This window comes from Tunturiibacter gelidiferens (assembly GCF_014201335.1).
Classification (GTDB): Bacteria; Acidobacteriota; Terriglobia; order Terriglobales; family Acidobacteriaceae; genus Edaphobacter; species Edaphobacter lichenicola_E.
This window is the reverse complement of sequence record NZ_JACHEB010000005.1, coordinates 196,959-216,943: the sequence shown is the minus strand read 5'-3', so window position 1 is coordinate 216,943 and position 19,985 is coordinate 196,959. Positions and strand designations below refer to the sequence as shown.

Below are 19,985 nucleotides of genomic sequence, written 5' to 3'. Positions count from 1 at the left end.
GGTTAGACTCTGCCTTGCAAAACGTGGGCCGAAGGCGAGGATGTGTCTGTACTTCGCTTGCGCCAGACAGCCTTCACCTTCGCACGCCATCGTTCATCGAGCGCTATGAGACTCCATTCGACGCGCGGTGAAAGATATCGCAAGACGGTCTCGGTCGCGGGATGAACGCGCAGCGCAGGCGCGACCAGGTACAGCCGAGGAGACTCGGTCGACAACCGTAGCCCGCCGAAATAGCCATGCCGCTGAAACTCACCCAACCCGGTGTTGTTATCCGGATTCTGGAGGTGATGCCACCGCACACGCACCCAGTAATCAAGCCCCTGCAGGGCAAGGTGAAGGTCTTCGTCTGCTTTCAACTCAATGACTGCCAGCCTTCCATCGCCGGTGACGCCGAGAAGGTCGAGCATCCCGCGATCTGCCGCAGCAAATGCAGGCACCTGCGTATAAACGTGCTTCGGGTCGAGTCGCGCATCGAGTGGTTCGACGTCTCGCCGCAGCACACTCTCGAGCCAACGCTCGGGCTGCATGCGGTAGAGAGGATCGCGCTTGTCGCCGCCTGCGATGCGCCGCGCAAACAATCGGGCCACCAGATCTCGCAGATCGTTCTCGCTCTCTTCGGTCAGCGGAGTTTCGTTTGCGCCGGCACCGAAGGTGATCTCCTGTGCACTGTTGAAGGAGTTGCCCGAATAGCCCATCCGAACCCGCGCAAACTCGAGACCATGGAGTAAAAACGCAAGCTCGGTGCCGCTGCGGAGGCGCTGCTCCACTACTTCGCGCATCGTCTCGGGCACGAGCTCCATCACGCGTTCCCTCGACTCGGCAAATCGCTCCTGTGCGGCTTGCTCGTTGGGGGCATGAATCAGGCGCGTGGTCAGGTTGCCGTGATCGGCTGCATCACGCTGCTCCAGCTCCTCCGACTTCTGATCCAACTCCCACAGCTCCCACTGCGCGACGTTTGCATTGAGCCACGCCATCCGCGACAAAGTGAGCACCGCCATGCCACGCGGCACGATCAGCTTCAATCCCTGGTACAGCTTTCGGCCATCGCCGGATTCGCGGCAATGCTGCAACCACAAAATCCCAAGCGTCAGGATTCCGTCAACGGTGGCCTGCGTCTCCTCTTCGTTGACGGCGATTATGGCCCATGCCTTCTGCCCCTGCACCAGCGAACCACGTGCATACGCGGGGCCGAAGCTCTTCTCGAGATCCATCGCCGTGCGTAGTGCATCCACTTTGAACTCGGGAAAGCTGCGCAACAGAACACGCTCGAGGACGCGCAGATACTTCACCCGTGTCGCTTCTCGTGTCGACGGTGTGCGGCGATCGCGATCTGTTACAAGCTCCAGCGTCTGCGGCTTGGTTTGGCCGAATCGATGTGTGCTTAGCCGCAGCACGCCGTTGCGCAGCACCGTGCCACTGACGCGACGCACCAGATTGCGATCCTCTCCCCACAGATGCAGCGTGCAACGGCCGTGTTCGGTCGCCAGCTTGTACTTGGCCTCGCGCATGTCGAAGAGGACCTTGCCGTCTTCGAGCACCACGGCGCGGGGAGATTCAGCTAAAAAGGATTCAAGTGCGACGGATATTTGTTCCACCGTCTGCACGGGCTCCGCGGAGGAGGCTCTTGGCGGCATAGCCGAACGTTAGCACATTTGCAACCATGTCAATTGAAGCGCGACAGGCGGCAGAATCTACAAAGGAAGCTTGAAGTGGAAGTCGGAGATCCGCAGACCGTGGCGAAAGTAAAACGCATGCGCGTCATGCCTGTGCGTTCCCGAGTCGAGCATGAAGGTCGTGCATCCTGCCTCTTTGGCGAGTGCGATTAACCAGGTGAGCATGGACTCGCCGTGTCCCCTCGAACGCGCGCCTTCGTCAGTTATCAGGTCATCCACGTACAGCGTCTTGCCGCTCCACAACAGATTCTGGACGCGGAACCCTGCCACCGACACAATGGTGCCGTCCGATTCTAAGAAGGCGAGTTGATAGCCCTCGGCCTGCTGCGTCTGAATGCGGCCGACGAACTCTTCCGCGATCAACGCAGGCCGAAGCTGCCGCATCACCGGAAAGCAGCGGTCGATCTCGCTTGGTATCGTGGCAATCTGAATGGTGGACATGCGCGGGTGACCCGCTACCACCCTTCCTTTGCGCGTAGATGCGTGATGTGGGCCACGTGATGACGTGAGTGCCAGGCGTAGGTCAGCGCTGCCAGCTCGACGGTGACAGGGCCATCTTCGGGGTGCTTATATCCACGCTGCCACTGGGTTTCGTCGAGAGATTGAAACAACATCACCCAGCGGGCATGAAGACTTTCCACCAACTCCAGCGACCACTCCACCGGCGCTGCCATGTCATGCAGCTTCGCCCAGGCGACTTCGTTATAGCTTTTGACTGCGGGCCAATCTTCGGTCAGCGCAAGCTTCACCCGCACATAGGCGTTCATGTGGCTGTCCGCGACGTGGTGCACCACCTGCCGCAACGTCCATCCGCCTTCGCGATACGGGGTTCCCAGTTGTGCCGAACTCAATCCATCGACCGCATTGCGCAGTTGCTCGGGTAACTCCGCCAGCGTGGCAATCGCTTCGGTTCGCTCGTCCGGGGAGATGGTTGCGGGCGGCACAAAATCGCCTATGGGGTATTTCGGATCGATATCAGTCAACGCCATGGCCCCTCCTCCATACCTCTAAGAAGCAACTTAGCACACAGGATTGTGTAACCTACCATGAAGATTCCCTTGCGCGCCCTCGAACCTTCCTCTTATGAGACTCTCAGCATTACGCCCACTCATCCTTCTTCTTTGCGTAATCCATAGTTCTGCGCAGCAGCCCCTCGGTTCGGTTCTCACCACAGGTCCCTATCTGGGCTTCGACATCAACGACTACCCGGGCGACCAAACTCTGCCCACATTGCGCCGCTATTTCGCCTTCGTCGGATACTGGCTCAACAATCCGCCAGGCGAAACGCATACTAGCTGGGTCGGCAAGCGCGAGGTATTGGTGCGTAATGGCTTCGGCTTTCTCGTACTGTTCAACGGCCGGCTTGAGGCGGAGATCAAAAGGGAGAAGCGCTCCGGAACATCACCTGCCTCGCTGGGAACGAAGGACGCCACGGCGGCCATCGTCGCAGCGCATCGTGAAAACTTCGCCACCGGCACCATTATCTTTTTGGATCAGGAGGAGGGCGGCCGACTTACCGACGATCAATCAGCGTATCTGCTTGCATGGACAGGGACCGTGGCCTCAAAATCCGGCTATCTCCCTGGGGTCTATGCCAGCGGCCAGCCAGTCAGCGACGGTCCGGGCAAGACCATCACTACGGTGCAGCATATTCGTGAGCTGGTCACCGCACAGCATTTGCACGAGATCACAATCTTTGTTTACCAGGACGCATGCCCGCCATCCAACGGGTGCAGCTTGCAGCCACCGGCGCTCAGCGCCAGCGGAACTCCCGATATCGCAGTCTGGCAGTATGCCCAATCCCCACGACGCAAAGCGATCACCGGGGCCTGCAGCAAGACTTATGCCGCCGACGGCAACTGCTATGCTGCCGATTTGCCGCAGTTGCCGCTCGATCTCAGCGTTTCGGGGTCTTCGGACCCTTCGCACGTACGCTGAATTGGCACGAAAATCTCACGAATCTCCATGAAAAATAAGTGCCTTCGGGCATACTCCGGCGGCACCTCCGCAAAAGTGACATTTGCCGGGCCTCTCGGGGAAGCCTAGAATCAATCTAGATGACCATACCCGCACCCGACCACAAACGCTACTTCATCGAAAAACTAGGTCTCTCGGAACGTCTGATGGAACGCTGTCTGGGTGAAGCCCTTTCAGCGGGAGGCGACTACGCTGACCTTTATTTTGAGTCGGTTACGTCCACCTCGCTGGGTATCGATGAGTCTCTGGTCAAGTCGGCGAGCCAGGGGATCAGCGTAGGGTGTGGCATCCGCGTCGTCTCTGGCGAGCGTACCGGCTATGCCTACACCGACGATCTTTCGAGCGACCGGCTCCTCCGCGCAGCCCGCACCGCAGCCCTGATCGCCAGCGGCCCAGCCAAAGAGCTGATGAGCGGCTTTCGCCATACCGACACCCCTTCTCTCTACCCTGTCGCAGGAGCCACCAGTGACGCCGAGATCGCTGCCAAACTGGCCCTGATCGAACGCGCCGACAAAGCCGCGCGCGCCTTTGACTCGCGTATCACGCAAGTTCGCGCGGGCTTCAATGATGAACTCCGCCGCATCCTCGTCGCAGCCTCCGACGGCACCTTTGCCTCGGACACGCAGCCTCTTGCTCGCCTGAACGTCTTCGTCATCGCGAAAGACGGCACTAACACAGCACGTGGCACCAGCGGGGGCGGCGGCCGCGTTACGATGGATTTCTTCGAAGGCGACAAATCGCCCGAACACTACGCTCGCGAGGCTGCCCGAACCGCGATCCTTCAACTCGGCGCCATCGAAGCTCCCGCAGGGGAGATGCCGGTCGTTCTCGGCCCGGGATGGCCAGGCGTTCTACTGCATGAAGCCGTTGGTCACGGCCTCGAAGCCGACTTCAATCGCAAGAAGACCTCGGCCTTCGCCGGACTCATCGGACAACAGGTCGCAAGTCCAAAGGTGACAGTGGTCGACAACGGCCTGATGCCCGGTCGACGCGGCTCCATCAACATGGACGACGAGGGCAACCCGACACAAGAGACCGTGTTGATCGAAAACGGCATCCTGAAAGGTTTTCTGTCCGACAAGCTCAATTCGCGCCTGATGGGCATGCCCAACACCGGTAGCGGACGCCGCGAGAGCTATCACCACATCCCCATGCCGCGCATGACCAACACCTACATGCTCAACGGCGAAGATATGCCCGAAGACATCATCAAGAGCGTTAAGCGCGGTCTCTACGCCGTCAACTTCGGCGGCGGCCAGGTCGACATTACGAACGGCAAGTTCGTCTTCTCAGCCAGCGAAGCGTATCTGATCGAGGACGGCAGGGTAACGCGCCCCGTGAAGGGGGCAACGTTGATCGGCAACGGCCCTGAAGCATTGAAGTATGTGTCGATGGTCGGCAACGACCTGGCACTCGACGAAGGCATAGGCACCTGCGGCAAGGCGGGGCAAAGTGTGCCGGTTGGCGTAGGCATGCCGACAGTAAAGCTCGACCGCATGACGGTCGGGGGAACGGGACAATAATGGCAGTCGAACGCGAAAAGATCTATGAGTGCGAAGTGAAACGCCGTCGCGTAAAGGTCGGCGGAGGCTACGAGCCGTTTTGGAAGGTAAAGCCGGTGGCAGATGCGCTTGTCGATAACGACACCGAGTTTCGTTGCAAAGACTGCTTCGGCGAGGTCAAGCTGTTAGGCCGCAACGGTAAAGCAGGCTCCGTGCCGTATGTCGAACACAAGTCCCCAGCCGACTCCGAGTACTGCGCCAACGGAATGCTGTTTAAAAAAGCTACAGACGGAAGAGAACCTAAGCCTTCCCAGCGCCCCGTCGAATAGCAACGTTTTTTGCAAAGCTTCTGTCGGGCTCCGCACCATACCTGAAAGTACGACCCAACGCTGGACTCAACCGCACCCGTACTTCGAGGTACCTCATGGCAATCGAACGCGAAAAATTTTACGAATGTGAAGTGAAGCGTCGCCGCGTCAGAGCCGCCGGTGGTTACGAATCGTTCTGGAAGGTCAAGCCCATCGCAGTCGCGCTCGAAGATAACGACACGGAGTTTCGCTGCATGAGTTGCGGTGGCGCAGTGAAGGTGTTCAAGCGGCGCTCGGAAGACGGACCAGCCACACACATCGAACACAAGCTGAAAAGCGACTCCGAGTACTGTGCAGCCGGTATTTACTTCCTGAAGGCCACTGACGGCCGCGAGGCACGCCCCTCCGCAACCCCGGTCCGTTAAAATTGAAATTCGTGAGGTCTGAAACTTGTCCCAACTAGCATCGCAAGTCTCATCCGACTTGAAACAACTTGCTTCCGATGTACTTTCGAAGGCACTCAAGGCGGGAGCCACCGATGCCGAAGCTGTTGTCTACGAGGGCGATGAGTTTTCGGCGCTGGTGCGACTGGGACAAGTTGAAACCCTGAAGGAATCGGGTTCGCGCGCAGTTGGCCTGCGAGTGTTCATCGGCCAGCGCACAGCTAGTACCTCATCTTCTGATTTTTCAAGCGAGAGCATCGAACGTCTCGTCGAGGGCGCCATCACGCTCGCGAAGATCACCAGCGAAGACCCCTTCGCCGGCCTTCCCGAACCACAGGAGTTTGGCAAGATCGAAGAAGATCAGCACCTCTACTTCGATGACGTGAACGAGATGCCGCCCGCCGAGCGCATCGAGATTGCGCGCCGCACCGAAGCCGCCGCGATGGCCTACGACGCCCGCATTCAGAACTCCGGCGGCGGCGACTTCGACACCTCTACCTCGCACAAGATCCTGATGAACTCGCGCGGCTTCACTGGCGAGTATCGTCGCAGCTACTGCGGCTTCTCTGCCGCGCCCATCGCCCACGACGAGAAGGGCAACATGCAGCGCAACTACTGGTTCTCGAACTCACGTACGGTGGAGAAGCTCGAGAACCCTGAGGAGATTGGCCACGAGGCAGCACGCCGCACCCTGAGGCGACTCGGCGCACGCCAGGTCAAGACGCAAAAGGCTCCTGTCGTCTTCTCGCCCGAGATTGCACGCTCGATCATCGGCAACATCTTTGACGCAGCCAACGGCGACTCTATCTACCGCAATGCCTCCTTCTTCAGCGGCATGCTGGGCGAACAGGTCGCTGGCGAAAACATCACCGTCATCGACGACGGAACGATCATTCACGACGGAATCGGCGGCTTCGGCACGCGCCCCTTCGACGGCGAAGGCCTGCCCACGCGCCGCACGGTACTGGTCGAGCGCGGCGTCCTGAAGAACTACGTCAGCAACACCTACACAGCGCGCAAGCTCAATATGAAGTCCACCGGCAACGCCTCACGCGGACTCGCCGGCAACCCCGGCATCGGCGCCGGCAATTTCTTTCTCGAAGCCGGCTCGCTCACACCCGAACAGATCATCGGCGATGTGAAGAACGGCCTCTACGTCACCGAGACCATGGGCTTCGGGGTTAACCTGGTCACCGGCGACTACTCGCAAGGCGCCAGCGGCCTTTGGATCGAAAACGGCGAACTCGCCTATCCAGTCGAAGAGATCACCATTGCTGGCAACCTCAAAGACATGTACAAGAACATCGTCGCTATCGGCAACGACCTCGTCTTCCGCGGAGCCAGCGCCGCCCCCACTATCCACATCGAGGGAATGACGATCGCCGGCGCCTGACAGCCACAAGCAATCTACCCATCCGTCACCATCGTCCCTTGATGGAAGACGATCTTCCAATTTTCAGCGATCCTCTGCCAGATAGTCGATCTACGCGTGACGCGTGTACCGTCCTGCACAAGTGTGTAGGTCAGGAGAAACACATCTTCAGCGAGTTTTCGGCAGTGGAACTCCGATGTCTCCCACACATCTTCATGACCCGCAGCGTATCGCTTCTCCAGTTCATCCAGAACAAAGTTTCTTGAGTAGCGACGACCCGAGGCACCTATCTCCCAAAACTCCTCGACCGTCATTCGCTCGAAGTCTTCCCGCGACACTCCAAACTCCGCCCGATGAAAGACCGGCTCGCGTGCGGAGAGTTCTTCAAGAACCTCGGTGAGTTCCGGATCGGTCTCAAGTTTGGGTTCCGTTGCGGCTGACCGGTGACCGAGAGGATTCATGGTGGCAGTATAGTTACCCCCTACGGCGGAGACGAAAAATCGGCGGCTTCCGGCGCGTAAGTTGTAGCGCACCACAAGATAACCGCGACTACAATTCTGGATGTGGCAACGAGCTTCCATTTCGAACACGTTCTAGACTTCACCCCGGGCCAGGCAGACGAGATCCTCCGCACGATTCCCGCAGAGCCCGGCGTCTTCGCTCTCTGCGGCGCACGCAAGGAAGACGCGCCCTACCTGACGCAGACAGCAGACCTGCGCCGTCGCATGCGGCGTTTGCTCGATCCCCCCGAGTCGCAATCCAAGCGCCTCAACCTCCGCGAGAAAGTAGCTCGCATCGAGTACTGCGTCACGGGCTCGACCTTCGAATCTTCGCTCGTCCTCTATCAGGCAACAGCCGCACAGTTCGGATACACCGAAGCACGTCGCAGGCTCAAACTCCACACGCCGTACTTCCTCCGGATGACGATAGAGAACGCCTTCCCACGCGTCTACTCCACCAACAAGCTCTCTAAGCGGGGCCTCTCGCAGATGTACGGCCCCTTCCCTTCGCGCCTTGCGGCCGAGCGCTACTGCGACGCCGTCCTCGATCTCTTCAAACTTCGCCGCTGCTACGAAGACCTCGCACCCTATCCCGATCATCCGGGTTGCGTCTACGGCGAGATGAAGAAGTGCATCGAGCCCTGCAAGCAGGCCTGCACGCCGGAGGAGTACGCCGCCGAGTCTGCAGCCGTGAAAAAGTTCTTCGACACCCGCGGCGAGAGCATGATCATCTCCATCGGCCTCGAACGCGAAGAAGCTTCCTCGGCGATGCAGTTCGAAAAAGCTGCCGCGCTGCACGCGCAATGGCAAAAGGTAAAAAGCACACAGGCACTCGCCGATTGGATCGTGCGCCCCATCCCGAAGTTGAAAGCCATCATCGTACAAACGGCAGGAGAGCAGCAGCGAGAAGCCGGGTTGGAGCACAAAGAAGAGGCGGCTCTGTTTCTGCTCGATGGCGGATGCATCGTTGGCCCCGAACGACTCTCCACACTCGGGGTTCGCGCCGTCCGAGAGCAGACCAGCGTCGGCAGTTCTCTCTTCGCACAGCCTCTGATGCTGCAAGCTGTCCCGCTCGAAGGCGAATCGACTGCCTCCAACTCCCCCGAGCACCGCGCCGAGCACGTCCTCTCGCTGCTCGAAAAGAGAACACAGCCCTCAAGCGACCTTGCATTGCTGAGCGACCACCTGTCACTCCTCCGCCGCTGGTACTACCGCCCGGAAAAGCAACGCAACGGCGAGATCTTCTTTCCCAATGACGATGGCGTCTGGCCCATCCGCAAGATTCTTCGCGGTGCCGCCCGTCTGGTTTTAGGCGATCCAAAACCCATGGCCGAAACCCAAAGAGACGCCTCCAAAGAAGCAGCAAAAGACATCAAGACAAAGATCCTTCACGAAGGCCGACCCGATGTTGAAAGAACCGTCCCGGTGGTACATAGGAAGCCGTAGACGTTTTTAGCTTAGGCCCAAAAATTTGAACGGCTTCGCAACCTGGAAGTCCTTGACGGCGTTGCCGGAATAAATGTGACTCTGGTTTTTACCGAGATCCAGTTTCATCACCTTTCCCGTCTCGGCTGAAAAGTCGATATCTTTGAAGTTGATCCAAAAAGTATTTGGGGTCAGAGCGGACTCGAAGAAGTAGATCTTTCTCTTCTGATCCGAGACCGTCCGCCATCGTGTCGATGAGATATTCGGCTGATCCGGCGTCGTAATCCCATAAGGAACCGATACATTTCGGATAACGCTGAAGACGCTCGCCAAAGTCACATCAGGGCTTTCGTCTTTGGGAATCGCATTGATATAAAACGATGCTCTGGCAAACCGGTCCGCAGCGCGATTTGTACCGGGCAGCATCACGGTGCCGCCGATTCCCCTCCAGTACTCCTCCATTGCAAGCTGCTTGTCGAAGATCGGCGAGTTTGTCATCACCTGATATTTGCGGTCATGGTGGATCACCTGCTTGCCGCCGATATATTCAATGATGGCGCTGTCTCCAGTCGCATCCGAGATCGCCAGGTGAAGCGTCGCCAGCCGGTCCTGTCCCGGCACCGTCGCCGTCACCAGAACAAACGGCTCTGTATTCAAGGTATCGACCGCCTCCTGAACCGTCGCAAAGTTATCGAGAACGTACTGCGTCCACACCGAGATCGCGAGCCCGGGCTTGCTTCCATCCGGCTTCGGATACTCCGACTCCACTAGCCAGAGCATGTTCGCGACGAGCCCCTTTTCATTCATCCCATCGGTCGTCGAAATGTCATACCCCGTCGCGATAACGCTGCCATACTTCGACGTCCACGCAAGCGAATGAGGCCCAGCCTCCCCATTCCGCTGCGTGCCCCGCGGAAAGATCCAGAGATCGGTCCCCACATCGACCGCCCAGTCCATGGAACGCGCAGTGATCACGTTGTCGTCGGGACCAAGATAAGTGACACGAGTACAGGCATCTGCCCATGGGGCACCGATCAGAGGTTGCAGCCCGAAAGCGACCAGAAGAAAAACACAGCACAAAGCGTTCCTTCGTTTCGGCATGAATATCCTCCAGGCAAGACCATCTCATATATACCTTATGTGCTCAGCCAAATCTGCTAAAGTCGAGTGCAACTCAGACCAGACTGGACCTCGGCATGGACTTCATGAAGTTGCTCAAATCCCTCGACGACTTCCTGTATGAGGTCGTCGGCTGGATTATCTTTTACCCAATAACTTTGGTTCGGTCGATTCTGAACCCTGTCGAGATGCTGCGTTACTCGGACCGTGAGCTTCTTAAGCCTGAGGAAGAACAGTACACAGACACGTTCAATCCGCCTATCTTTCTACTGATCACGCTTCTGATTGCTTATCTACTCGGTAAAGTGATTCAGCCGCAGATAAAAGTCTCAAGCCTTCTCTCGAAAGATACCGATGTGCTGCTGTTCCGTGGCGTAGTATTCAGTATCTTTCCTGTGCTGATGGCAGTTGACCTGCTAAGGCACCAAGGCAAGCGCGTTGACCGGGTGGCTTTGCGTCCGCTCTTCTACGGCCAATGTTTTATTGCCGCACCATTTGCGCTCGCTGCTTCCATCGCGGGGCTGCTTTTTGAGTTTCAGAAAATACCGCACATGATTGCAGGGCTTCTGGTCTTTCTTGTAGCGTTATGCTGGTACGTAGCAGTCGAGATAATCTGGTTTTCGTCGATGCTCAACGTCACAAGAGTTCGTGCCGCATGCAACGTTCTCGTTATCGTCTTACTGGCCAACGTTCTTGTCGTTTTGGCTGCTCTTGGAATCGAATACGCCTCCAAGCACGCCTCCTAGTCCTGACATTCCACCCATAGGGAGTCCAGTTTCCGAAAAGTCTGGCAGGGTTTGCGGCAATTACAGATGTGAAGTTGCCCAAAAAGCCGATTTCTCGTGAACATCGATTCAAGCGATTGGGTTTCCTGCTGCGGCATAGATTGCTTCGATTGCGAGTAGATCGGCCAGGCCTTCCTCGCCTGGGGTCGACGGCTGACGGTTATGAAGAACGCAATCGGCAAAGTGGGTTGCTTCCGAGACAAATTGGTCGGGATCATAGACGGGACCAGTTCCTGATAGGTCAGCATCGCCGGAGGTACCGGTGTACTTCAGGATCACATCGCCATAGACGAAGGCAGGCTCGAGTCTAAGGTGTCCAATTGTCCCGTTGATTGCAAGGAAATTGGTACCGCTCTGGCCGTAAGAACTGCCACCGCTGGCGAGTACGCCGGAAGGAAATTTCACCATCCAGTCAATACTCTGCTCAACGCTCGCATACGCCCCGCTCTTGTCACGCGTAGCCACCAAGCCACGGTACGATTCGGGCTCTTCGCCCGTAAACCAGCGCACGGTGTTCAGAGGATAGATTCCAAGATCCAGTAGAGAACCACCTCCGGCAAGGGAACGATCAAGCCTCCATTGCTGCTTATTTCTCATGCCGTAGAAACCTCCGTGATAGCTTTGGATCTCTCCAAAAGCGCCAGAGCGTACAAGTTCCCGAAGCTTGCGAAACGTCGCATCGTAGTGGGTGCGATATCCAATCATCAGTTTGACATTCGCGTGACGACACGCCTCGATCATGCGACGGCACTCAGCAGACGAGATGGCCATGGGCTTTTCACACAGCACATGCTTTCCCGCTTCAGCTGCCCGTATCGTGAACTCGCAGTGCATGCTGTTAGGCAGCGCAATGTAAACAGCATCGACGGCCGGATTGTCTTTCAGCCGATCAAAGGTCTCGTAAGTGTAGATAGAGTTCTTCGGCACGTTATAGAGCGCACCGAACTTTGCTCCCTTCTCTGTGGGATGACCGGTAACCAGGCCTGTGATCCGCGCATTGGAGGAGGCTGTCGCAGCGTGCATAAATACTTCCGCAATGCTACCCAAGCCCACAGCTGCGATACCAACGTGACCCGTCGACTTTGAGCTATCAGTTGATTGACCATAAATGCGCACTTTCACATTGGCCAGGGCGAGGGAGGAAAGATAGGCGAAGCGGCGACGGTCCATGGGAGATGGACGCTATCTTACCGAAATGGTTCGTCGCATAATTGTCTAAATCCTCCATTCAAACGATCGGTTCCCAAGTAAATGGGAGAGCTAAGCTGGTGCCGACCTCCCGCTGACGCTGGTAAACTCACACTCAGGAGCGACCCACGTGATCGAACTGGCAGCATCCATCCTCGCAGCGGACTTTGCCCACCTCGCCGACGAAGTTGCCCTGGTCGAACGCGGCGGAGCCACCCTTCTCCACGTCGACATCATGGACGGCCACTTCGTCCCCAACATCACCTTCGGGCCGCCCGTCGTCCAGGCCCTCCGCCCGATCACCAAACTTCCGCTCGACTGCCACCTGATGGTCGAAAATCCCGACGACTTCATCCAGGCATTCGCCGAAGCTGGCGCCGACATGATGAGCGTCCACCAGGAGGTCTGCCGTCACCTCCATCGCACGCTCCAACACATCGTCCAGCATGGGATGCTCCCCGCCGTGGTAATCAACCCTGCCACGCCAGTCGACATGCTGGTGGAAGTCCTTCCGATGCTGCATCATGTGCTGGTCATGAGCGTCAACCCCGGCTTCGGTGGCCAGAAGTTCCTGCCGCTGGCGCTCGACAAGATCGCCCACCTCGTCGAGCTGCGCGATGAGATGGGCCTCAACTTTCGGATCGAAGTCGACGGCGGCGTTGCTCACGATACCGTCGCCCAGGTCGTCGAAGCAGGAGCCGACATGCTCGTCGCCGGCTCGGCCATCTTCAGCAAAGGCAAAACCGAGCAGAACGCTGTGGAATTCCTAAAACTGGCGCGCGCGGCCGGCTCCGTACAAGTGGCATAAGCGCGGCACAAGTCCTGCCGAAACGATTAGAATGAAATACAGCCTGAGCGCACCTTGGTGCGCGAGGCGGATGGGGTCTATAGCGGATGAACAAGCGTTCCTTCTTTCCAAACCTAAGGGCCAGCGCATTGGCCGGAGTGGCAGTCGCCGGTCTGTTGACCGGTTCGATTGCAGCCATGGCGCAGGTGACCGGCTCGTCCCAGGCGACAACCGACGCCAACGGGCAGCAACACGAGAGCGCAACCATCTCCGCGACAACACCCGACAAGAAAGATAAGGTCGTCCAATCCAAGGACACCAAGAAAGAGCTGCGCAAAGAGAAGTCGGTCAAGCCCGCCGATATGCCGGACCAAAAGCTACCCGACAAGGTGCTCTACGACAAGGCCATCGATGCGACCAAGCGCGGACACTTCGACGTCGCCCGTCTCGATCTTCAGACCCTGCTCAACACCTATCCTGACTCGCAATATCAGATGAAGGCCAAGCTTGCTATTGGCGACAGCTGGTATCGAGAAGGCGGCACCGCAGCCCTCACCCAGGCCGAGCAGGAATACAAAGACTTCATCACCTTCTTCCCCAACGCCCCGGAGGCTGCCGAAGCCCAGATGCGCGTAGGAGATATCTACTTCCGCCAGATGGACAAGCCCGACCGCGACTACGCGAAGGCCGTTCACGCCGAAGAAGAATACCGCCTGATGCTGCAGCAGTTTCCCGAGTCGACGCTGGTGCCGCAGGCCAAGCAGAGGTTGCGCGAGGTCCAGGAGGTCATGGCAACTCGCGAGGCAAGCATCGCTGCCTTCTACGGGACTCATAATAACTACCCCGCGACCATCGCCCGCTACCAGACAGTCGTCGACACGTATCCGCAGTTCAGCCACATGGACGACGTCCTGGTCGGCCTCGGCGATGCGTACGAGGCTGAAGCACGCTACGTCCGCGCCATGAAGCTGCCCGAAGCGGGCAAAGCAAGACTTGAAAAGATCTACGACGATCAGGCCATCGCCGCATACAGCAAGGTTATTCTCGAGCACTCGGCCTCGCCCCACGTCGAAGATGCGCGGGACCGGCTCGACGCGATGAACGTGAAGATTCCGCAGCCCACTCCCGAACAGATCGCCGCCAGCGTCGCGCTTGAAAACAGCCGCCGACAGTATCGTCTGCAGGACCGGGCACGGTTGCTGGTGCTCCACCAGCCTGACGTTGTCATGGCAGCTCGTGACGGCGAGCCGACTTTGGCCGACCCCACTCCCACGATCGCGCCGCACGTCGTGAACAAGATCAAGTCGGACTTCACCGATGCGCTCGGCACTAACGCACCCGCCGCCATGGCGAAGCCCGCAACGGCGACACCAGCGGATACCAGTGCTGCTGCGGCAGAAAGCTCTGCGCCAGCCGCCCCGGCGGCTCCCGCCGCACCTCTTGCACTCTCCGACGTTCCGGCTGCGGCAGACGGTGCAGCCAGCGGAGCCTCCTCGACAACTTCTATCTCTGGCGCCGCACCCACACCACCAGCCTCCTCCGGTAGCCACATCGGCGGAGTCGAAATTCTCAACTCGGGCTCCAACGGAACCACGGTCCCTGCCGATGGCGGCCTGAAGGCGGTTGGACCAACGAACTCGACGCCGCTTCCCGAGGTTGAAAAGGCCGGAGCAGCCCCAGACGCCGTCAACGATATCAAGCCCGGAACCCAGCCCGCTGCACAGGCCGGCAACGCCAACGGAAAGAACAAGAAGCCGGAGTTCGACAAGAGCGACGAGTCCGACAGCAAGCACAAGAAGAAGAAGGGCCTCGCCAAGCTGAACCCGTTCTAACCCCTCGAATCAGCTTCGTAAAGGACAAAAGAGGATGCAGCCACTGGCCGCATCCTCTTTTTCCTGCCTCAACATCCTCCAGTCACGAGGTCTGATTCACGATCACCCGCCGGCGTATCTGCGGCACAAGCAAAGCAGAGAGCAGCAACAGCACAAGCACTCCCAATAGGATGGAGAACAGCGGACCCAGCGAAAGTCGCGGATGCGCTCTTGTCTCCCCGTGCCCCAGCGGAACGTGCGAGAGGTGTCCACCCAGCACGTAGGCGCTACCGCCCAGCGAGTCATCGCTCTCATACACCGCGTTGCCGCCGAGTACCGTCATGTCGCCGCCGATTCGCGCTTGCGAGTCGACGACCGCATTTCCGCCGATAACTGTCGCACCCTTCTCCACGTGTCCGGTCACGTTCAGGCTGCCGAACAGCACAAAGACATGCCCAGTCAGGTCACCTTCCACCTGCACCGAACAGAAGATACAGGTCGCATTGTGCACCTGCTGGCCGGAGGCAACGTAGACATCCTCGCCAATATAAGCTCGACTGCCCGGCGACTGGGCCAGCGCAGCCGAGGCGAACAGAAGCAGAAAGGCGAAGCTGCGGAGCGCAAGGTTCAACAAGTTTCCCCCAAGGAAGGTAACGGCGTGCACCGACAGATACGCAAACAGAATAAGACAGGTTCCCTGAGCCAGCACTTTGGCCCGACACAAATCAAGCGGATTAGAAGCCTCGTCCCCCCGGATACATAGGAAACTGGTACCGATTACGGCGAACGATATACACGACGAGCCAGATCAGTCCGGCCAAAATCAATAGCGGAGCGAAAGGAAGCAGCAGCCAGAAGCGTCCCGGCAGGATCGTCTGTTGACCCCGAATCGCCGCTCCGGAGCCCAGCCTCGCCTCTCCCGCGGCAATCGCGACGTCGCCCCCGATCGAGGCATCCTGGCCCAACTCCAGATCGCCGCCAAGCGACGCCACATCGCCGGAGATATTTCGCCCTTCATCTACCTTTATTGATCCAAGGAAGGTTGCGATGTCTCCCCTTACCTCACCGTGCACGCGCACGGTACAGAATGCGCAGGCAATATCTCCAGCCGACTCGCCATCGGCAATCGAGATATCGCTCCCAACGCTCACGCGATCCTCCGCCGAGCGGGCGAAAGCAGGGGCACAGGCAAGCATCAGCAGGACAGTGGCAAGGAGCAGACTGCGCATGGATGACCTCGTAGGCTAGTGTACGGCGGTGCATGCATCCCGGCGAATCGCTTTTCCTGAAACTTCGGCCAAGCTCCGCCTGCCAACGGTTAAGCCCAGTGGATGCTACCCTTAAAGCACCGATGAGCCAGGAACTTCCAAAAGCATACGATCCGTCCATTATTGAACAACGCTGGGCCGAGTACTGGGTTCGAGAACACCTGTTTGACGTTCCGACTCCCGAAACTACGCACGACGCACGAAAGAAGTTCACCATTCTTTTGCCGCCGCCCAACGTCACCGGCCGCCTGCACATGGGCCACATGCTCAACCAGGCGGAGATGGACATCCTCACCCGCTGGAATCGCATGCGCGGCGAGACATCCCTCTGGGTCCCCGGCACCGACCACGCCGGCATCGCCACCCAGATGATGGTCGAACGCCAACTTAAAGAAGAAGGTAAAACCCGTCAGGATCTTGGCCGCAACGCCTTCGTCGAAAAGGTTTGGGCATGGCGCGAGCTCTACGGCGGAGCCATCCTCGACCAGATGAAGCGCCTCGGCGCCTCGGTCGACTGGTCCCGCGAATACTTCACCATGGACGACAAGCTCTCGCCCGCCGTGAAAGAAGCCTTCGTCCGCCTCTACGAGCAGGGCCTGATCTATCGCGGAGCCTACATCGTCAACTGGGACCCCGTCGCCCAGACCGCCGTCTCCGACCTCGAAGTCGAGCACGAGGAGCGCCTCGGTAAGCTTTATCACATCCGCTATCCGCTCGCGGACGGTAGTGGTTCCATCGTCATCGCCACCACGCGCCCCGAAACCATGCTCGGCGACGTAGCCGTTGCGGTAAACCCCACCGACGATCGTTACCTCGCGCTGCAAGGCAAACTCGTTCGTCTACCGCTAAGCGGCATAAACAGCCAGCCAGACCGTGAGATCCCCATCCTCGCCGACGACTGGGCCAAGCCCGAGTTCGGCACCGGTGCAGTAAAAGTCACACCCGCGCACGACGCGAACGACTTCGCCATCGGCCAGCGCCACAACCTGCCCAACCTCACCATCCTCGACGAAACCGCGCACGTCCTCCTCCCCGGCTCTCCCTATCACGGCCTCGACCGCTACGCCGCGCGCGAAAAGATCGTCGCCGACCTCGAAGCACAAGGCCTGCTCGTCGAAATCAAGGAGCACACCAACGCCATCGGCCTCTCGCAGCGCACCGGCGTCGTCATCGAGCCGCGCCTCTCACAGCAGTGGTTCATCAAGATCCAGCCGCTCGCCGACAAAGCCATCGAAGCCGTCGACAAAGGCTACATCAAATTCACGCCCGACCAGTACCGCAAGACCTACGACGAGTGGATGCGCAACATCCACGACTGGTGCATCTCTCGCCAACTCTGGTGGGGCCATCGCATCCCTGCGTGGCACTGTAAAGCCTGCGCCGCCATCACGGTCTCGCGCGAAACACCCACTCACTGCGCCACCTGCAACTCCACCGACATCACGCAGGAGACCGACGTCCTCGACACCTGGTTCTCCTCCGGCCTGCTTCCCTTCACCGTCTTCGGGTGGCCCAACCCGAACGCCGACACCGGCATGCCGGACCTTACGCCAGACCTCGGCGCCTTCTACCCCACCCAGCTTCTCGTCACCGGCTTCGACATTCTCTTCTTCTGGGTCGCCCGCATGATTATGCTCGGCACTCACTTCATGCTCGACGTCCCCATGCCCGACGGCAGCAAGCGCGAGTTGAAAGATGCAGTCCCCTTCCGCGAGGTCTACATCCACGGTCTCGTCCGCGACGCCAACCGCGAGAAGATGTCCAAGACCAAGGGCAACGTCATCAATCCCATTGACATCATCGAGCGCTTCGGCACCGACGCCGTCCGCTTCACACTCGCCAGCATGGCCTCGCCCGGCACGGACATCGCCTTCTCGGAAGCCCGCACCGAAGGCTACCGCGCCTTCGCCAACAAGATCTGGAACGCCGCCCGCTTCCTCTTCATGAACGTCGACCGTGCCCGCGAAGCCGGCTACAACATGACCATGCGCGAGAGCGGCACCGTCCCCTCGCTGCCCGACGACACTCCTCTCGAAACTCGCTGGATCTTCTCGCGCCTGTCGGCCGTCTCCGCCGAAGTCGACCGCGCACTCGCCGACTATCGCTTCGACGAAGCCGCCAACGCCATCTACCAGTTCTTCTGGGGCGAGTTCTGCGACTGGTACCTCGAGCTAGCGAAACTCCGTCTCGACTTCACCGAAGGCGCCGAACCAAACCCAACCACCGCCCTCACACTTGCCTCCCTCGTCGGCATCTTCGAGAGTGCCCTCCGTCTCCTCAGCCCCTTCATGCCCTTCCTCACCGAAGAGATCTGGCATGCCCTGTACGAAGGCAAGCCTCCCGCCAAATCCGTCGCACTCACTCGCTACCCACAAGCCGCCGATTTCCCCGCCGACCCAATCGCCGAGAGCGCGATGAAAACCCTGCAAGATCTCATCGTCACCGTACGCGGCCTGCGCAAAGAACTTGGCGTCCCCGAAAAAGAAGCCACCCCGATCACCATTCACGCAGGCAATCGCGTCCTCGCACTCGCAGACGGTAACGCAGACGTCCTCTCGCGCATGGCACGCGTATCAGCAGTAGAGTTCGCCACCGAATCCCTGACAGGCAGCAACGCTCGCTCCACCGCGGAGTTCGACGTAGCCGTCATCTACGAGCGCCAGATCGACGTAGTCGCCGAACGCGAGCGCCTCACCAAAGACCTCGCCAAGTACGAAAAGGGCCTCGCCTCCGCGGACAAGCAACTCAACAACGAAACCTTCATGTCCAAAGCTCCCGCCCACATCGTCGACGGCCTGCGCAAACAACACGCCGAAACCAAGATCCTCTACGACAAAGCGAAAGCCGCCCTCGACGCCCTGGGCAATTGACGGAACAGGTCGATCACACCATCGGACGAGGGTCTCGCATAAGTTGATCGTCTAGAATCAACTTGTTTCCGCGTCTCGGAGCACGACATGAGCCGAGTTCTCATCATCGGAAGTCACACCCCGATCAGCCGCGAGATCGGCCGCGAACTCGCTGCCGCTCACTTGCCTACGGTGTATTCGGCAGGCCCCGCCGACGCACTGAAACGGTTGCGTACCCGGCGCTTCGACGTCGTCATCACCAGCGCCGATAGCGATATCGATGAGAACCTCGCGCTCCTCGAAGAGATGCGTTCCATCCGGCCCGACCTGAAGTGCATCGTGCTGGCGCAACACAGCACCCCCGATAAGGTCATCGCCGCACTGAAAGCCAGGGTCTTCGGCTGTTTCACCCCTCCCTTCGATACTCAGGAGATCGCGACCCTGGTCGCCAAGGCGGCGTCCGACAACCAATCGCGAGACGACATCGAAATCCTCTCGGCCCGCCCCGGTTGGGTCTCCATCCGCGCCAACTGCCGCCTCGTCACAGCCGAGCGCCTTCTCTCGTTCGCAAAGGAACTCAGCGCCCAACTACCCGCGGACGCACGACAGGAGATCATCCAGGCCTTTCGGGAGATCCTGATGAACGCCATGGAACACGGAGCAAAGTTCAATCCCGAACAAGTTGTCGAAGTGAACGCCATTCGCACCGCCCGCACCATGGTCTTCCGTGTTCGCGACCCCGGCACCGGCTTCCAGAAAGAATCCCTCGCCCACGCGGCCATCGCAAATCCCGATACCGATCCCACAGCCCACATCCTGCTACGCAAGGAACAGGGGATGCGCGCCGGAGGATACGGTCTTCTTCTCGCAAGCGGCACCGTCGACGAGCTAATCTACAACGCAATCGGCAACGAAGTGATCCTCATCAAGTACCTCGATACAACCGCACATAACGACAAGCCTTGAAGCCTTCAGCTT

Annotated in this window: 19 protein-coding genes; 11 read left to right on the top strand and 8 right to left on the bottom strand. The window is 59.0% G+C overall.

Annotation, left to right across the window (positions count from 1 at the left end):
- Positions 1-2: 2 nt before the first annotated feature.
- The 3 genes from HDF14_RS12180 to HDF14_RS12170 all read right to left on the bottom strand — a co-directional run bounded on the left by HDF14_RS12180 (position 3) and on the right by HDF14_RS12170 (position 2,662).
- A complete protein-coding gene (locus HDF14_RS12180; protein WP_313899553.1) occupies positions 3-1,595 on the bottom strand; it encodes a hypothetical protein in 1,593 nt (530 codons plus the stop codon).
- 96 nt (positions 1,596-1,691) lie between these two features.
- Positions 1,692-2,114 carry a GNAT family N-acetyltransferase gene (locus HDF14_RS12175; protein ID WP_183976987.1) on the bottom strand — a complete coding sequence of 141 codons (423 nt, stop codon included), beginning with the start codon at positions 2,112-2,114 and terminating at the stop codon, positions 1,692-1,694.
- A 14-nt stretch (positions 2,115-2,128) separates the two neighbouring features.
- On the bottom strand, positions 2,129-2,662 hold the full coding sequence (locus HDF14_RS12170; RefSeq protein WP_183976985.1) for a YfiT family bacillithiol transferase: 534 nt from the start codon (positions 2,660-2,662) through the stop codon (positions 2,129-2,131).
- A gap of 94 nt (positions 2,663-2,756) precedes the next feature.
- Here HDF14_RS12170 and HDF14_RS12165 point away from each other — a divergent pair, with 94 nt between their 5' ends.
- The 5 genes from HDF14_RS12165 (at position 2,757) to HDF14_RS12145 (ending at position 7,296) form a co-directional block, all read left to right on the top strand.
- The gene (locus HDF14_RS12165) at positions 2,757-3,611 is read left to right on the top strand and encodes a glycoside hydrolase domain-containing protein (RefSeq protein WP_183976983.1); all 855 of its coding nucleotides are present in this window, start codon (positions 2,757-2,759) and stop codon (positions 3,609-3,611) included.
- A gap of 119 nt (positions 3,612-3,730) precedes the next feature.
- The gene (tldD, locus tag HDF14_RS12160) at positions 3,731-5,173 is read left to right on the top strand and encodes a metalloprotease TldD (protein ID WP_183976981.1); all 1,443 of its coding nucleotides are present in this window, start codon (positions 3,731-3,733) and stop codon (positions 5,171-5,173) included.
- Positions 5,173-5,481, top strand: coding sequence for a hypothetical protein (locus HDF14_RS12155; protein ID WP_183976972.1), 309 nt, complete (start codon positions 5,173-5,175; stop codon positions 5,479-5,481). The genes tldD and HDF14_RS12155 overlap by 1 nt, the downstream gene beginning before the upstream one ends.
- Before the next feature lie 95 nt (positions 5,482-5,576).
- Entirely contained in the window at positions 5,577-5,885 is a 309-nt protein-coding gene (locus tag HDF14_RS12150; protein ID WP_183976970.1) for a hypothetical protein, read from the top strand.
- A 25-nt stretch (positions 5,886-5,910) separates the two neighbouring features.
- Positions 5,911-7,296: a TldD/PmbA family protein gene (locus HDF14_RS12145; protein WP_183976968.1), complete on the top strand. Its 1,386-nt coding sequence runs from the start codon at positions 5,911-5,913 to the stop codon at positions 7,294-7,296.
- A 14-nt stretch (positions 7,297-7,310) separates the two neighbouring features.
- Here the strand turns inward: HDF14_RS12145 and HDF14_RS12140 are convergent, their stop codons facing one another.
- Positions 7,311-7,808, bottom strand: coding sequence for a DUF4440 domain-containing protein (locus tag HDF14_RS12140; RefSeq protein WP_313899552.1), 498 nt, complete (start codon positions 7,806-7,808; stop codon positions 7,311-7,313).
- Between the two features lie 30 nt (positions 7,809-7,838).
- Here HDF14_RS12140 and HDF14_RS12135 point away from each other — a divergent pair, with 30 nt between their 5' ends.
- A complete protein-coding gene (locus HDF14_RS12135; protein WP_183976966.1) occupies positions 7,839-9,221 on the top strand; it encodes an excinuclease ABC subunit C in 1,383 nt (460 codons plus the stop codon).
- 6 nt (positions 9,222-9,227) lie between these two features.
- Here HDF14_RS12135 and HDF14_RS12130 read toward each other — a convergent pair whose 3' ends face one another.
- Entirely contained in the window at positions 9,228-10,301 is a 1,074-nt protein-coding gene (locus tag HDF14_RS12130) for a linear amide C-N hydrolase (protein ID WP_183976964.1), read from the bottom strand.
- A gap of 95 nt (positions 10,302-10,396) precedes the next feature.
- On the opposite strand from HDF14_RS12130, the gene HDF14_RS12125 reads away from it, so the two are divergent.
- Complete coding sequence (locus HDF14_RS12125; RefSeq protein ID WP_183976962.1) at positions 10,397-11,065, top strand: hypothetical protein; 669 nt, start codon at positions 10,397-10,399, stop codon at positions 11,063-11,065.
- Positions 11,066-11,173: 108 nt separating this feature from the next.
- On the opposite strand, the gene HDF14_RS12120 is transcribed toward HDF14_RS12125, so the two are convergent.
- Positions 11,174-12,274: a Gfo/Idh/MocA family protein gene (locus HDF14_RS12120; RefSeq protein ID WP_183976960.1), complete on the bottom strand. Its 1,101-nt coding sequence runs from the start codon at positions 12,272-12,274 to the stop codon at positions 11,174-11,176.
- Between the two features lie 148 nt (positions 12,275-12,422).
- Here HDF14_RS12120 and rpe point away from each other — a divergent pair, with 148 nt between their 5' ends.
- Both rpe and HDF14_RS12110 read left to right on the top strand, forming a co-directional pair.
- Entirely contained in the window at positions 12,423-13,100 is a 678-nt protein-coding gene (gene rpe / locus HDF14_RS12115) for a ribulose-phosphate 3-epimerase (RefSeq protein ID WP_183976958.1), read from the top strand.
- An 86-nt stretch (positions 13,101-13,186) separates the two neighbouring features.
- Complete coding sequence (locus tag HDF14_RS12110) at positions 13,187-14,911, top strand: outer membrane protein assembly factor BamD (protein WP_183976956.1); 1,725 nt, start codon at positions 13,187-13,189, stop codon at positions 14,909-14,911.
- 82 nt (positions 14,912-14,993) lie between these two features.
- Here HDF14_RS12110 and HDF14_RS12105 read toward each other — a convergent pair whose 3' ends face one another.
- Together HDF14_RS12105 and HDF14_RS12100 are read right to left on the bottom strand one after the other, a co-directional pair.
- Positions 14,994-15,521 (bottom strand): hypothetical protein, encoded by a 528-nt coding sequence (locus HDF14_RS12105; protein WP_183976954.1) that lies wholly within the window; start codon positions 15,519-15,521, stop codon positions 14,994-14,996.
- Positions 15,522-15,624: 103 nt separating this feature from the next.
- Positions 15,625-16,119: a hypothetical protein gene (locus HDF14_RS12100; RefSeq protein WP_183976952.1), complete on the bottom strand. Its 495-nt coding sequence runs from the start codon at positions 16,117-16,119 to the stop codon at positions 15,625-15,627.
- Between the two features lie 122 nt (positions 16,120-16,241).
- On the opposite strand from HDF14_RS12100, the gene HDF14_RS12095 reads away from it, so the two are divergent.
- Entirely contained in the window at positions 16,242-19,028 is a 2,787-nt protein-coding gene (locus HDF14_RS12095; protein ID WP_183976950.1) for a valine--tRNA ligase, read from the top strand.
- An 87-nt stretch (positions 19,029-19,115) separates the two neighbouring features.
- Complete coding sequence (locus tag HDF14_RS12090) at positions 19,116-19,973, top strand: ATP-binding response regulator (RefSeq protein WP_183976941.1); 858 nt, start codon at positions 19,116-19,118, stop codon at positions 19,971-19,973.
- Positions 19,974-19,985: the final 12 nt, after the last annotated feature.

What these genes read in the sequence shown, in the direction of transcription:
- HDF14_RS12095 (WP_183976950.1), top strand. Translation starts at nt 16,242, where the DNA reads ATGAGCCAGGAACTTCCAAAAGCATACGATCCGTCCATTATTGAACAA.
- HDF14_RS12100 (WP_183976952.1), bottom strand. Translation starts at nt 16,119, where the DNA reads ATGCGCAGTCTGCTCCTTGCCACTGTCCTGCTGATGCTTGCCTGTGCC.
- HDF14_RS12125 (WP_183976962.1), top strand. Translation starts at nt 10,397, where the DNA reads ATGGACTTCATGAAGTTGCTCAAATCCCTCGACGACTTCCTGTATGAG.
- HDF14_RS12150 (WP_183976970.1), top strand. Translation starts at nt 5,577, where the DNA reads ATGGCAATCGAACGCGAAAAATTTTACGAATGTGAAGTGAAGCGTCGC.
- HDF14_RS12130 (WP_183976964.1), bottom strand. Translation starts at nt 10,301, where the DNA reads ATGCCGAAACGAAGGAACGCTTTGTGCTGTGTTTTTCTTCTGGTCGCT.
- HDF14_RS12170 (WP_183976985.1), bottom strand. Translation starts at nt 2,662, where the DNA reads ATGGCGTTGACTGATATCGATCCGAAATACCCCATAGGCGATTTTGTG.
- HDF14_RS12090 (WP_183976941.1), top strand. Translation starts at nt 19,116, where the DNA reads ATGAGCCGAGTTCTCATCATCGGAAGTCACACCCCGATCAGCCGCGAG.
- HDF14_RS12155 (WP_183976972.1), top strand. Translation starts at nt 5,173, where the DNA reads ATGGCAGTCGAACGCGAAAAGATCTATGAGTGCGAAGTGAAACGCCGT.
- tldD (WP_183976981.1), top strand. Translation starts at nt 3,731, where the DNA reads ATGACCATACCCGCACCCGACCACAAACGCTACTTCATCGAAAAACTA.
- HDF14_RS12120 (WP_183976960.1), bottom strand. Translation starts at nt 12,274, where the DNA reads ATGGACCGTCGCCGCTTCGCCTATCTTTCCTCCCTCGCCCTGGCCAAT.
- HDF14_RS12165 (WP_183976983.1), top strand. Translation starts at nt 2,757, where the DNA reads ATGAGACTCTCAGCATTACGCCCACTCATCCTTCTTCTTTGCGTAATC.
- HDF14_RS12175 (WP_183976987.1), bottom strand. Translation starts at nt 2,114, where the DNA reads ATGTCCACCATTCAGATTGCCACGATACCAAGCGAGATCGACCGCTGC.
- HDF14_RS12110 (WP_183976956.1), top strand. Translation starts at nt 13,187, where the DNA reads ATGAACAAGCGTTCCTTCTTTCCAAACCTAAGGGCCAGCGCATTGGCC.